This is a genomic window from Vineibacter terrae (assembly GCF_008039615.1).
Taxonomy (GTDB): domain Bacteria; phylum Pseudomonadota; class Alphaproteobacteria; order Reyranellales; family Reyranellaceae; genus Vineibacter; species Vineibacter terrae.
In genome coordinates this window covers 86,883-100,073 of sequence record NZ_VDUZ01000001.1, presented here as the reverse complement: position 1 = coordinate 100,073, position 13,191 = coordinate 86,883, and the positions used below count along the sequence as shown (strand labels likewise).

General features: G+C 68.9%; 14 protein-coding genes and 1 riboswitch. Of the genes, 9 read left to right on the top strand and 5 right to left on the bottom strand.

The features are described 5' to 3' along the window. The first annotated feature begins 68 nt into the window (after positions 1 to 68). From FHP25_RS00500 to gmk, 6 genes are all read left to right on the top strand, one after another. The gene (locus tag FHP25_RS00500) at positions 69 to 644 is read left to right on the top strand and encodes a CDP-alcohol phosphatidyltransferase family protein (protein WP_147844915.1); all 576 of its coding nucleotides are present in this window, start codon (positions 69 to 71) and stop codon (positions 642 to 644) included. Next, the gene (locus tag FHP25_RS00495; protein ID WP_147844914.1) at positions 641 to 1,738 is read left to right on the top strand and encodes an AI-2E family transporter; all 1,098 of its coding nucleotides are present in this window, start codon (positions 641 to 643) and stop codon (positions 1,736 to 1,738) included. Before FHP25_RS00500 ends, FHP25_RS00495 begins: the two co-directional genes overlap by 4 nt. Beyond that, entirely contained in the window at positions 1,735 to 2,445 is a 711-nt protein-coding gene (locus FHP25_RS00490) for an HdaA/DnaA family protein (protein ID WP_231712164.1), read from the top strand. The genes FHP25_RS00495 and FHP25_RS00490 overlap by 4 nt, the downstream gene beginning before the upstream one ends. A 47-nt stretch (positions 2,446 to 2,492) precedes the next feature. Then, positions 2,493 to 3,272 (top strand): SDR family oxidoreductase, encoded by a 780-nt coding sequence (locus tag FHP25_RS00485; RefSeq protein ID WP_147844912.1) that lies wholly within the window; start codon positions 2,493 to 2,495, stop codon positions 3,270 to 3,272. A 109-nt stretch (positions 3,273 to 3,381) separates the two neighbouring features. Further along, positions 3,382 to 4,281, top strand: a complete 900-nt coding sequence (locus tag FHP25_RS00480) for a YicC/YloC family endoribonuclease (RefSeq protein ID WP_231712163.1) — start codon at positions 3,382 to 3,384, stop codon at positions 4,279 to 4,281. Next, complete coding sequence (gene gmk / locus FHP25_RS00475; RefSeq protein WP_147844910.1) at positions 4,271 to 4,921, top strand: guanylate kinase; 651 nt, start codon at positions 4,271 to 4,273, stop codon at positions 4,919 to 4,921. The genes FHP25_RS00480 and gmk overlap by 11 nt, the downstream gene beginning before the upstream one ends. Positions 4,922 to 5,067: 146 nt before the next feature. On the opposite strand, the gene FHP25_RS00470 is transcribed toward gmk, so the two are convergent. The 5 genes from FHP25_RS00470 to FHP25_RS00450 form a co-directional block, all read right to left on the bottom strand. Continuing rightward, on the bottom strand, positions 5,068 to 5,883 hold the full coding sequence (locus FHP25_RS00470) for a hypothetical protein (RefSeq protein WP_147844909.1): 816 nt from the start codon (positions 5,881 to 5,883) through the stop codon (positions 5,068 to 5,070). Positions 5,884 to 6,022: 139 nt separating this feature from the next. After that, positions 6,023 to 6,763 carry a dienelactone hydrolase family protein gene (locus FHP25_RS00465; protein WP_147844908.1) on the bottom strand — a complete coding sequence of 247 codons (741 nt, stop codon included), beginning with the start codon at positions 6,761 to 6,763 and terminating at the stop codon, positions 6,023 to 6,025. 129 nt (positions 6,764 to 6,892) lie between these two features. Further along, positions 6,893 to 8,212, bottom strand: a complete 1,320-nt coding sequence (gene pyrC, locus FHP25_RS00460; protein ID WP_147844907.1) for a dihydroorotase — start codon at positions 8,210 to 8,212, stop codon at positions 6,893 to 6,895. Position 8,213: 1 nt separating this feature from the next. Further along, entirely contained in the window at positions 8,214 to 9,197 is a 984-nt protein-coding gene (locus FHP25_RS00455; protein ID WP_147844906.1) for an aspartate carbamoyltransferase catalytic subunit, read from the bottom strand. Positions 9,198 to 9,294: 97 nt separating this feature from the next. Beyond that, positions 9,295 to 10,473, bottom strand: a complete 1,179-nt coding sequence (locus FHP25_RS00450) for an amidohydrolase family protein (protein ID WP_147844905.1) — start codon at positions 10,471 to 10,473, stop codon at positions 9,295 to 9,297. Between the two features lie 101 nt (positions 10,474 to 10,574). Here FHP25_RS00450 and FHP25_RS00445 point away from each other — a divergent pair, with 101 nt between their 5' ends. From FHP25_RS00445 to FHP25_RS00435, 3 genes are all read left to right on the top strand, one after another. Further along, a complete protein-coding gene (locus FHP25_RS00445; protein ID WP_147844904.1) occupies positions 10,575 to 11,051 on the top strand; it encodes a methyltransferase family protein in 477 nt (158 codons plus the stop codon). 49 nt (positions 11,052 to 11,100) lie between these two features. Next, complete coding sequence (locus FHP25_RS00440) at positions 11,101 to 12,318, top strand: anion transporter (protein ID WP_231712162.1); 1,218 nt, start codon at positions 11,101 to 11,103, stop codon at positions 12,316 to 12,318. Between the two features lie 100 nt (positions 12,319 to 12,418). Continuing rightward, a riboswitch (Fluoride riboswitch) is annotated at positions 12,419 to 12,480 on the top strand. A 24-nt stretch (positions 12,481 to 12,504) separates the two neighbouring features. Further along, entirely contained in the window at positions 12,505 to 13,149 is a 645-nt protein-coding gene (locus FHP25_RS00435) for a cation:proton antiporter (RefSeq protein ID WP_231712160.1), read from the top strand. The last annotated feature ends 42 nt before the right edge of the window (positions 13,150 to 13,191 follow it).

The following is a 13,191-nucleotide window of genomic DNA, read 5'->3' as shown; positions in this document are numbered from 1 at the left end:
GATCACGCAGGGGCCCCCTCCGGCCTTCGGCCACCTCCCCCACGCTGTGCGTGGGGGAGGGAAGAGGCATGATCGCCCACGTCCCCAACCTGATCAGCCTGGCGCGGCTGGCGGCGGTGCCGGCGGTGATCTGGTGCGTGCTGGCCGGCGAGAATGTCGCGGCGTTCTGGATCTTCCTGATCGCCGGCCTGTCCGATGCCGTCGACGGGCTGATCGCCAAGCGGCTCAACGTCACCAGCCAGTTCGGCGCGTGGCTCGATCCGCTGGCCGACAAGACGCTGCTGGTCGGCACCTATGTCGCGCTGACGCTGCGCGACGCCCTGCCGATGTGGCTCACCATCCTGGTCGTGTTCCGCGACATGTTCATCATCGGCGGGGCGTTGACGGTGCAGGCGCTGACGCAGCGCTTCCACGTCGAGCCGTTGATGATCAGCAAGGTCAACACGGCTCTGCAGATCGGCCTGATCGTGGTCGTGATGGCCGAGCGTGCGTATTTTCCACTGCCGCCGCATCTCGTGGTCTGGGGCGCGGCCGTCGTGGCGGTGACCACGGTGCTCTCGGGCGCCGCCTATGCCATAACCTGGTCGCGGCGCGTCACGGCCTGGGAACGCGAGCGCAGGGAAGGGGAGCAGCCGAAGGAATGACCGCATCACGACAGATCCGGTTCTGGTTGATCGGTGCCGCGGCCGCCGGCCTGCTCGTGTGGCTGCTGCGCGACATGCTGCTGCCGTTCGTGGCCGGGCTTGCGATCGCGTACTTCCTCAACCCGCTGACCGACCGCATCGAGAAGCTCGTGCGCTCGCGCACGCTGGCCACGGTCATCCTCGTCATCATCGCCACCCTGGTCGGTGTCGGCCTGCTGCTGGCGATCGCGCCGCTGGTGTCGGACCAGCTGGCGACGCTCGCCCGCAAGCTGCCGGAGTACACCACGCGGCTCTACGCCCGGCTGCTGCCGCTGCTGCAGACCCTGCAGGAGCGGTTCGGCATCGATGCCGCGGGCGCCAAGGATTTCGAGAGCGTGCTGGCGGCTCGCGCCGGCGATGCCCTGCGGTTCGTCGGTGCCGTGCTCGGCTCGGTGGTGACCAGCGGCTTCGCGCTGGTGAACCTGCTGGCGCTGCTTTTCCTGACGCCGGTGATCGCCTTCTACCTGATGCGCGACTGGCCGAAGCTGGTGGCCACCGTCGACGGCTACCTGCCGCGCGCGCATGCCGACACCATCCGCGGCCTGATGCGCGACGCCAACACCGCCGTCGCCGGCTATGTGCGTGGCCAGGCCACGGTCTGCCTGGTGCTGGCCTTCTACTACGGCACGGCGCTGGCCCTGGTCGGGCTCGACTTCGGGCTCATCATCGGCATCATCATCGGGCTGATATCCTTCATCCCCTATGTCGGCAGCTTCACCGGCGGCGTTTTGGCCATCGGCATGGCGCTGGCGCAGTTCCCACCCGACTGGCTGAGCGTGGGCAAGGTCGTTGCGGTGTTCGCGGTCGGACAGTTCCTCGAAGGCAACGTGCTGGCGCCCAAGCTGGTGGGCGACAGCATCGGCATCCATCCGGTCTGGCTGATGTTCGCCCTGCTGGCCGGCGGCACGCTGTTCGGGTTCGTCGGCCTGCTGCTGTCGGTGCCGGTCGCCGCCGTCGCCGGCGTGCTGGTGCGCTTCGCGCTGCGCGAATACCGCGACAGCGCCTACTATCGCGGAACGACCGAGCGCGTGCTTCTGGATACCGACCACCCGTGACCGCGCTTATGTCAGAGCAGCTTCCATTCGACCTGGCCGGCCCGCCATCCTATGGCCGCGCCGACTTCCTGCCGGCCGAGGCCAACGCCACGGCGCTGGCCTGGGTCGACCGCTGGCCCGACTGGCCGGGCCCGGCCTCGGTGCTGGTCGGTCCGGCGGGCAGCGGCAAGACCCACCTGCTGCATCTATGGGCGGCGCGGGCGCAGGCGCTGCGCCTGCAGGGCGCGGCGCTGGACCAGCCCGACGTTGCGACGCTTTTCGACATGCTGGGCGACGCGCGCCACGTCGCGGTCGACGAGGCAGATGCCGTCGCCGGCCGGCCGCATGCCGAGCAGCAATTGTTCCATCTCTACAACTGGCTGCGCGAGCGCGGCGGCTCACTGCTGCTGGCATCGCGCACGGCACCGGCGCGATGGCGCGTGCAGCTGCCGGACCTGGCCTCGCGGCTGCGGGCGGCGGCGGTAGCCGAGATCGGCGCGCCCGACGACGCGCTGCTGAGCGCGGTGCTGGTCAAGCTGTTCCATGACCGGCAGGTGGCCATCACCGAGGATGTGGTCCAGTATCTGGTGCGGCGGATGGAACGCTCGCTGTCAGCAGCTGGCGCGATCGTGGCGCGCATCGATCGGCGGGCATTGGCCGAGCAGCGCGCCGTCTCGGTGAAGCTGCTGCGCGACATGGCGCCGGAGCTGGGGCTGGGCGAGGGATGAGGGCGTTGCGCCGGGCCTGACGGATTGATCATCTGAGGAGGAAAGCGATGGATCTGGGCATCAAGGGCCGCAAGGCGATCGTCTGCGCGGCCAGCAAGGGACTGGGCCGGGGCTGCGCCATGGCGCTGGCGAAGGAGGGCGTGGACCTCGTGATCAACGCCCGCACGGCCGACGTGCTGGAGAAGACGGCTGACGAGATCCGCAAGGCCACCGGCGTCAAGGTCACCGCGGTCGCCTGCGACGTCACCAGGCCCGAGGGCCGCGAGGCGGTGCTGAAGGCCTGTCCCGAGCCGGACATCGTGATCAACAACGCCGGCGGGCCGCCGCCGGGCGACTTCCGCGACTGGACGCGCGATCACTGGATCGCGGCGGTCGACGCCAACATGCTGACGCCGATCGAGCTCATCAAGGCCACGGTCGACGGCATGATGGCGCGCGGCTTCGGGCGCATCGTCAACATCACCTCCAGCTCCGTGAAGGCGCCGATCGATATCCTGGGCCTGAGCAACGGCGCCCGGTCGGGCCTCACCGGCTTCGTGGCGGGCGTCGCCCGCAAGACGGTGAAGAAGGGCGTGACCATCAACGGCCTGCTGCCGGGGCCGTTCGACACCGACCGCCTGCGGGGCACTTTCGTGGCACGTGCGAAAAGCGCCAGCCGCAGCGTCGAGGAGGAGATGCGCATCGGCGCCGCGGCCAATCCGGCCGGCCGCTTCGGCACGCCCGAGGAGTTCGGCGCGATGTGTGCGTTCCTGTGCAGCGTTCATGCCGGCTATATCACGGGACAGAACATCCTGATGGACGGCGGCCAGTATCCGGGCACGTACTGAGCTGCAGCCTTTGTCGCGAGGGATGGCACCTTCCCCATTTCACGGGGAAGGGAAGACCGGCTAGGTTGCGCACGCCGGCGCGTGCCGGAAACGAAAGGGGGAGTAGAGTTTGTCTATCGCCAGCATGACGGGCTATGCGCGCGCCGACGGAAGCGACGGCGCGGTATCATTCGTGTGGGAGGCGCGCAGCGTCAACGGCCGCGCGCTGGAGACGCGCCTGCGCGTGCCCTCGGGCTATGAGCGGCTGGAGCATCCGGCGCGGGCCATGGTGGCCGAGGCGCTGCGACGCGGCAGTGTCTCGGTGTCGCTGCAGATCGCCGAGCGGCGCACCCAGCAGGCGGTCCGCATCAACCGCGAGCTGGTGCGCGACCTGCTGGCGGTGATCGACGAGCTGCGCGCCCATGGCGACATCGCGCCGCCCAGCGCCGACGGGCTGCTGCGCGTGCGCGGCGTCATCGAGGAGGATGCGGCCCGCGCCTTGTCGGAGGAGGAGGTCGCGGCGCTCGACGCCAAGATGCTGGGCACGCTGCGCCAGGCCTTGCGTGGCCTCGTCGACGCCCGCGCCGCGGAAGGCGCGCGGCTGGCCGTCATGCTGGAGGGGCATCTGGCGACGATCGCCGCGCTGCGCGACAAGGCGGCGAGCCGCGCCGCGGCGCAGGGTGAGCTGATCCGCGCAAGGTTCACGGCCCAGCTGGCGGATATCCTGGAGCGCGTGCCGCCGCTCACGCCGGAACGCATGGCGCAGGAGATCGCGATCCTGGTGGGCAAGGCCGATGTGCGCGAGGAGCTCGATCGGCTGCAGGCGCACATCGCCGCCGCGCACGAGCTCATGAAGGCGGCCGGCCCGGGCAACCCGATCGGCCGCAAGTTCGACTTCCTGTGCCAGGAGTTCAACCGCGAGGCCAACACGCTGTGCTCCAAGTCGGCCGACATCGAGCTCACGCGCATCGGCATCGAGCTGAAGAGCGCCGTCGAGCAGATGCGCGAGCAGGTCCAGAATGTCGAATGAGCTGGCCGCGGCGCGGATCCAGCGGCGCGGCCTGATGCTGGTGCTGTCCTCGCCGTCGGGCGCGGGCAAGACGACGCTCTCGCGCCTGCTGCTGCAGCATGACCGCGACATCGAGCTGTCGGTGTCGGTCACCACGCGCGCCAAGCGGCCGGCGGAGCGCGACGGGGTCGACTACTCCTTCATTGACCACGACACGTTCCGTGCCATGGTCGAGCGCGACGAGCTGCTGGAATATGCCCAGGTCTTCGATCATTCCTACGGCACGCCGCGCGGCCCGGTGGAGCGCACGCTGTCGGCCGGGCGCGACATGCTGTTCGACATCGACTGGCAGGGCACGCAGCAGCTCGTCGAACGGGCGCGCCAGGACTTGGTCAGCATCTTCATCCTGCCGCCGTCGACCGAGGAGCTCGAGCGCCGGCTCGTGAGCCGCGCCCAGGACCCGCCCGAGGTCGTGGCCCGGCGCATGGCCAAGGCCGCCGACGAGATGAGCCACTGGGCGGAGTACGACTACGTGATCGTGAACGAGCAGGTGGACCAGAGCCTCGAGCTGGTGAAGGCGATCCTCACCGCCGAGCGGCTCAAGCGCTACCGCCAGGTCGGCCTGTCCGATTTCGTGAAGTCCCTGCGCGCGGGCCGCTGACGCTCATTCCCTTCCCCACGCCTTGCGTGGAGAAGGTGGCCGAAGGCCGGATGGGGAGCGCTCGTGGTGCTTGTTTCGAAGATCGCGTCGGCTCCCCTCCAGCCCTTCGGGCCACCTCCCCAACTTCGTTGGGGAGGATGAGGACATCACTGCAGCGGCGAGATCACGTGGCAGGGGGCGTTGTCGACGAACTGGTTGGTCGGCGGCCCGGCGATGTCGGCGCCGACCTTCTCGCCGCCGCGCACGTTGCGCAGGATGATGGTCATGTCGCTGACCTTGCGGTCGCCGTTGTTGAAGGCGCAGGCGATGGTGACGTCGAACGTGCGCGCCGTGTTGTTGGCCAGCGCCATCGACAATTGCCAGCGATAGTCCGGTCCGGGGCGCAGGCCGGGCAGCTCCAGCGTGACGACCGGCACCTGGGTGCCCGGTGCCGAGCGTATCGGCACGGCGCCGATGCGGCGCCACTGCGGCTCGACCGTGCTCGGCCCCTGTCCCGGCAGGACGACCCCAGGGGCGGCGCCGATCGTGGTGCCGGGCCCGCCGCGGCCCTGCGTGCGGGGATCGAAGGCGCGGTCCTCGGGGGCTACCGGCTTGTCATCCTGGCCGACCCGCGACGGGTCGGGCGGAGCGATCGGCTGCGAGGTCACGGCCGACGGCGGCGCGGCGGCGGGGCTGCGCGGCGGCGGCGCGGGCGTGGGCGGTGGTGGCGCGGCTTGCGGCGCCGGCGCGGGGCCGGCCTGCGGCGTGGGGGTGGGTGTCGGCGTCGGCGCGCTGCCGCCTGATTCGACTCGATCGTAGCAGGTCAGCCGCGCCGCGGTATCGGTGATCTCGGCGCACAGCTTCAGACGCCGCGTCATGGTGTCGAGCATGTCGCTGGAGCGGTCGAGCGACGGCTGCTGCTGAGCGGCCGCGGTGCCGGCTCCCAGCACGACGAGCACGGCAGAAAGGGTGGCGATGCGCATGAAGCGGCCCCGGTTGTCGTTGGAAGGATGCTTGCGAATTTGGCCCCGAAAGTGGCGAAAATGTAGCGCTGCCCGCCGGCGCGCGCCACTGGGGCGGGCAGGGTTGCCGCACGATGCCGTGCGGCGGCGGCGCGCCGGCCTACAGATGGCGGCGGAACAGCGCCAGCGTGGCATGGAAATGCTGCTCGGCCGCCGGCTTGTTGAAGCTGGCGCTGTCGGTGAAGGCATAGCCGTGGCCGGTGCCGGGCAGGATCTCCACGGTGCTGCGGAACGGCGCCTCGGCGAGGTGCTTGCGGAATGCCGCGACCTCGTCCGGCGGCACGTAGGAGTCGATCTCGGCGAAGGCGAAGTGCAGCTCGGCCCTGATCTCGCCCAGCCGGCGCCATGGCGCATCCGGTGCGTCCGCCATCAAGCGCGTGCCGTAGAAGGCGGCGCCACAGGCGATGCGATCGGGCCAGCTCGCCGCCGTCGTCACGACATAGGCACCGCTCATGCAATAACCCACGGTGCCGACCTTGCCACGGCGAACGGCGGGATCGGCGGCGATATGGTCGAGCAGCGCGCCGATGTCGCGGCTCACCTCGGCGTGTCCGATGGCGCTGCGATGGCGCGTCATCTCGGCCTTGTTCTTCTCGACGTCGGGATGGTCGCGCAGCGGCCCGGCAACGAAATTGCGCGACGTGCGGTAGTAAAGGTTGGGCACGAAGACGACATAGCCCGAGGCAGCCAGGCGCCGCGCGATGTCGCGCAACGCCCCGCGCACGCCGGCCGCGTCCATCAGCATCACCACGGCCGGGTGGGGCCCGCCCTGCGCCAGGCGCACGCTGAAGGTGTTCATCCTGCCGTCGCCGGTCGGGATGTCGAGGTCGCTCTCGATCACTGCGCTGCCTTCTCTGCTGGGAGCGCGCCACTCCAGTGGCGCCCCGGCCCGAAGGGCCGGCTCTTGTTCTGGTGTTGCCAACGATCCGGCGCTGCGCGCCGGTGCGCCACTGGAGTGGCGCGCTCCCGGCTAGGCCGCCGGCCAGCGCTTGGCATCGCGGTAGATCACGCGGCCGTCGACGATGGTCATCAGCGCCCGGCCCTGGGTCGGCCGCTCGTCGAAAGCGGTATTGCCGGTCTTGCTGTTGAATTCCTCGGGATCGACCACCCAGGCGAGCTCGGGATCGAACAGGACCAGGTCGGCCGGCGCGCCCTTCTCGAAGCGGCCGCCTGGCAGGTTGAACAGCCGCGCCGGTGTGCTGGCCAGCCGCTGCCAGATCGCCGGCAGGCCCATCTGGCGGTTGTGGTACAGCTCCAGCGAGATGGGCAGCAGCGTCTCGAGCCCGACCACGCCGGGCTGCGCCATGGCGAAGGGCACGCGCTTGCTCTCGACGTCCTGCGGCCGGTGATCCGACACGATGCAGTCGATGGTGCCGTCCTTGAGCCCCTCGACGATGGCGCGGCGGTCGTTCTCGCCGCGCAGCGGCGGCACGACCTTGGCGAAGGTGCGGTAGTCGCCGACCGCGATCTCGTTGAGGGCGAAGTAGTGCGGGGCCGTGTCGCAGGTCACCTTCAGGCCACGCGCCTTGGCGCGGCGCATGACCTCGACGCCTTCCTCGGTCGAGATCTTGCTGGCGTGGTAGCGCGCACCGGTCATCTCGACCAGCCGCAGGTCGCGCTCCAGCATGATCGCCTCGGCGAGCTTGTGGCTGCTGGCCAGTCCCAGCCGTGTCGCGAGCTCGCCGTTGTTCATGTGGCCGGTCGACAGTGTCGGCTCCTGCGGCAGATGCACGATCAGCGCGCCGAAGGTCTTGGCGTAGTAGAGGGCGCGCCGCATGGTCTGGGCGTTGCCCAGCGGCCGGTCGGCGTCGGTGAAGGCGACGGCGCCGGCTTCCTGCAGCAGGCCCAGCTCGGCCAGGTGCTCGCCCTGCAGGTCCATGGTGAGCGCGCCATAGGCGTACATCTTGGACAGGCGCACCTGGCGCGAGCGGCGATGCACGAACTCGATCAGCGAGGCGTCGTCGAACGGCGGATCGGTGTCGGGCAGGATGCACATCGACGTCACGCCGCCGGCGGCGGCGGCGCGGCCGGCGGTGTCGAGCGTCTCCTTGTGCTCCTCGCCGGGCTCGCCGGTGTGCACGCGCAGATCGACGATGCCGGGTGCCAGGCATTGACGCCCGCAATCGACGGTCTCGATGCCCCAGGGAGCGCCGCTGGAGAACAGGCTGGGCCCCCAGTCGGCGATCTTGCCGTCGGCGCCGACCAGGAGGCTGCCAAGCTGATCGGTGCCGGCGATCGGGTCGATCAGGCGGGCGTTGATGTAGGCGACGGGTGCGCCGGTGTTGGCCATGTCAGCGCCCGTCCTTCTCGGCCGCGAAGCGGTCGTCGTAGTTCTGCAGGCCGCCGACCAGCGCATCGAGGCAGGCCATGCGCACGGCCACGCCCATCTCGACCTGCTCGTGGATGACGCTGCGCTGCAGGTCGTCGGCCACCGCCGAGTCGATCTCGACGCCGCGGTTCATCGGCCCGGGATGCATCACCAGCACCTCCGGCTTGGCGAGGGCCAGCTTGGCGCGGTCCAGCCCGAAGAAGTGGAAGTACTCGCTGACCGTGGGCACGAACGAGCCGCTCATGCGCTCGGTCTGCAGGCGCAGCATCATCACGATATCGGCGTCCTTCAGGCCGCTCTTCATGCTGAAATGCGGCTCGACGCCCAGCCGCTCGACCTCGGTCGGCATCAGCGTGGCCGGCGCCACGACGCGCACGTGCGCGCCCATGATGTTCAGCAGGTGGATGTTGGAGCGCGCCACGCGGCTGTGCAGCACATCACCGCAGATCACCACCGTGAGGCCCTGCAGCCGGCCCTTGCGGCGGCGGATGGTGAGCGCGTCCAGCAGCGCCTGGGTAGGATGCTCGTGCTGGCCGTCGCCGCCGTTGACGACGGCGCAGTTGACCTTCTGTGACAGAAGGTTGACGGCACCCGAATCCTGGTGCCGCACCACCAGCGCATCGGGCAGCATGGCGTTCAGCGTCATGGCGGTGTCGAGCAGGGTCTCGCCCTTGCGGGTCGAGGAGGTCTGCACCTCCATGTTGACCACGTCGGCGCCCAGCCGCTTGGCGGCCACCTCGAAGGAGGTCCGGGTGCGGGTGCTGTTCTCGAAGAACAGGTTGATGATCGTGCGGCCGGCCAGCACGTCGCGCTTCTTCACCAGCGAGCGGCTGGTGTCGATATAGGTCTCGGAAAGATCCAGCAGGGCCGCGATGGTCGCAGCCGTCAGACCTTCGATGCCGAGCAGGTGCCGCGGCATCCCGGGGATCAGGGGGCGCATTGTCATTAAAGGCGCACACTAAGCACCCCGCGCACGGCGATGCAAGGGCTGGACTGCCGCGGGTGTGGATGGCGTGCTGCCCGCGGTCCTAAAAAAACAAAACCTATGCCGCGCGCAGCGCCGGTGCCAGGCCGGCACCCATCAGGTCGACGAAGTTGTCGCAGTAGAAGCGGTGCCGGGCGGCATCGGGCGTTCCGGCCAGCGCGTCGTCGAAGCGCTTGATCGGGTTGCGGCCGCCTTCGACATGCGGGAAATCGGTCGAGAACAGGCAGACTTCCGGCCCGGCGTTGGCGATGATCCAGCCCGTGTCCTCGTGCGGGTAGGGCGTGACCCTGATCTGGCGGCGCACGAACTCGCTGGGCTTGAGCGACATCTTCTGCAGCCGCTCCTCGTTCTTGCGGAAGGCGGTCCAGGCCGAATCGAGGGCGCGCATCCAGCCGGGCAGCCACGAGGCGCCCTGCTCGATGACGCCGAGCTTCAGGCGCGGAAAGCGGTCGAGCACGCGGTCCAGGATCAGGGTCGCCAGCGTCTGCATCGGCGGGTTGGGGATCGCCATGTAGTCGACCGAGCGGAAATTCTCGGCGCCGCCATGGAAGTCGGGCACCGGCGGCAGGCCGTTGTTGAAGTAGGCGCGCGACAGCAGCGGACCGCCGCCGCCGACATGGAAGACGATCGGCAGGCCGGCTTCCTGCGCCTGCGCCCAGACGCCGTCCAGCGCGACGTGGCTGGGCGCATGGTCCCGCGGGCAGCGCGATGGGATCAGCAGCGCCTTGCAGCCCATGGCGATGGCCTCGCGCGCGATCGCCACCGCCTGCGCCGGATCGGCCAGCGGCACATAGCCGGTCGCGAGCAGCCGGCGGTCGATGCCGCAGAACGCCGCCATGGCCCGGTTGTGGCCGCGGGCGGCGGCATAGGCGAGGCCGAGGTCGTCGCCATGCTCCAGGTCGCTCAGGAAGGCGCTCAGCATGGTGTTGAAGACGAGCTGGCTCGCCACCCCGAGATGGTCGAGCGCTGCCGGCCGGTCCTCGCGCCGCCAGGCTCCCAGGGCATCCCAGTTCTTGCGCAGCAGGATCTGGCTGGCGTCGCCGGCGCGCCATTCGGCGTCGTCGTGACGGTAGCGCACCGCCTCGAACCGGTCGGCGTAGTCGGGGATGGCGCTGAACACGTCGAAGCGTCGCACGGCCTGCCGGAAGCGGTCCTCGACATAGGTCTCGAGCAGCTCCGGCGTCTCCATGATATGGGCGTCGGCGTCGTGCACCGTGCGGCCTTCGATGTAGGGCATTGCTTCCTCCGGCTTGTCCGCGCCTCGTGCCCCGACTATAGCGCACGCCGTGCCGCAGCCTACGCCGTTCCCGGCGCGGCCACGCATGCTAGACTTGTCCCATGACCGCAGCGCCCCAGACCAGCAACGTCGTCATCCAGCCGCCCATGCTGTTCCTGATCGCGCTGGCGGCTGGGCTGCTGGCGGATCGCTGGATCTACCCGATGGACCTGATCGGCCTGCGCTGGTGGACCCGGCAATGGCTCGGCGGGGCGGTGATCCTTGCGGGCGTGGCTGTCGTGGTTGATTGCGCCCGCCGCTTCCGGCGGGCGGGCACGTCGGTGCAGCCGCGCCGGCCGAGCACGGCCATGGTCGAGGGTGGCCTCTATCGCTATTCGCGCAACCCGATCTACATGGGGCTCAGCACCGTGCATCTCGGCGTCGCGATCGCCGACAACAATGCCTGGCTGCCGATCCTGCTGGCGCCGGTGCTGCTGGTGCTGCGCTACGGTGTCATCGCCCGCGAGGAGGCCTACCTGGAGCGCCGCTTCGGGTCGCAATACGCCGCCTACAAGGCACGCGTGCGGCGCTGGCTGTGACGTCCGGCCTGATCCCGCGATCGCCTGGGTCATGCCTCGGTGCAGTGCGATGCTGATTGCGGCCACCGTCATCTTCGCAGCGACCTATCTCGTCATCGCCGTCGGCAAGCTGCCGGGCTATCACCTCGACCGGACCGGCGCGGCGCTTCTCGGCGCCAGCCTGATGGTCGGTGTCGGCGTGCTGACGCTCGAGGAGGCCTACGCGGCGGTCGATCTCAACACGATCACGCTCCTGCTCGGCATGATGATCGTCGTGGCCAATCTGCGCCTGTCCGGCTTCTTCCGGCTGGTGAACGGATGGGCGATCACGCGGGCCCACCATCCCCTCGTCCTGCTGATCGCCATCGTTCTCGTGGCCGGCATCTTCTCCGCCTTCCTGGTCAACGACACGATCTGCCTCGTCATGACGCCACTGGTCCTCGATCTGATGGACCGGTTGAAGCGCGATGCCCGGCCTTACCTCCTGGCGGTCGCCATGGCGTCCAATGCCGGCAGCACCGCCACGATCACCGGCAATCCGCAGAACATGATCATCGGCTCCCTGTCGCAGATCCCCTACGGGACGTTCGCAGCGAGCCTGGCGCCGATCGCCGCCGTCGGCCTGGTGCTGACCATCGCCCTCATCGCGCTCATGCATCCCCGGGAGTTCCTGACCCGCGACCGTCTGCCGGTCATTGACGCCGGGCCGACCCGCTATCATCGTGCGCTCACCATCAAGTCCATCCTTGTCACGGTCGCGATCGTCGTTCTGTTCTTCGCCGGCCAGCCGATCGCGAAGGTGGCGATCGTCGGCGGAGCGCTCCTGCTGTTCACGCGCCGCGTCAAGCCGGAGAAGGTCTACTTCGACATCGACTGGCCGCTGCTCCTCATGTTCGTCGGCCTGTTCGTCGTCGTTGCGGGGTTCGAGAAGACCATGCTGACCCCACAGGTGGTCGACGCCGTGCATCGCCTCGATCTGGCCAGCGTGCCGGTCCTCTCGGCGCTGACGGCGGTGCTGTCCAATCTCGTGAGCAATGTGCCTGCGGTGCTGGTCCTCAAGCCTTTCGTCAATCCGCTGGCGGATCCCGAAAAGGCGTGGCTCGCCGTCGCCATGGCCTCGACATTGGCAGGCAATTTCGCGCTGGTCGGCTCGGTCGCCAATCTGATCGTGGCGCAGCGCGCGCGCTCACACGGCGTGACGATCGGCTTCTGGTATCACTTCAGGGTAGGCGGTCTGTTGACGGTGCTCACCATCGCGTTCGGCATCGCCTGGCTGACGTGGCGCTGATCCCTTCGGTTGGGTGCTGGCGCTCTCCGCCGTTCCTCGTCCTGCGGCGGTGTGATGGTGATGGTTGACCGCCCTTGCAGGCTTCCATAAGCTGCCCATGTCAAGAGAAGGGGATGGAGTCCCCCGGAACCGCCCGCAAGGGCTGATGACTCCTACCGCGTGGAGACATGCGGTGGGAGTCTGCTGATGACCCGCCGCAAGGCGGGTTTTGCATGCCGTCTTCGCGCCCCACCGGACCGCCGGCTATTCGAGCCGGAGGAAGGAGCGTGTGCGATGGGCAATGTATGGTTGGCATCGGCCCTCTGGCTGGGGCTTGCGCTCGCCGCTTCCGTCATTTCAATCCGGGTGGCGATGTCGGTGGCGCTCGTCGAGATCATGGTCGGCGCCATTGCAGGCAATGTGATTGGCCTGACGATCACCGAGTGGGTCAATTTCCTGGCCGGCTTTGGCGCGATCCTGTTGACCTTCCTGGCCGGCACCGAGATCGACAACCGCGTCATCCGCAAGCATTTCTGGCCGAGCATGGGTATCGGCATCGTGGGCTTCCTTGCCCCATATCTCGGAGTCCTGCTCTATGCGCGCTACGGCATAGGCTGGTCGTGGCCGCAGGCGCAAATCGCAGGGATTTCGCTATCCACCACCTCGGTCGCCGTCGTGTACGCCGCCATGGTCGAGACCGGCTTCAACAAGACCGAGATCGGCAAAGTCATTCTGGCGGCCTGTTTCGTCAATGACCTACCGACGCTGATTGCGCAGCGCTGGTTCCAGCCGGCCTTCAAGCCGATGAAGGATGACAGGGCGGCACCAGCGCCGGTCGCGGAAGGACGATAGGATGCGCAGGAAGCTCCTGATTGCGAATGACGGGGTCGGATG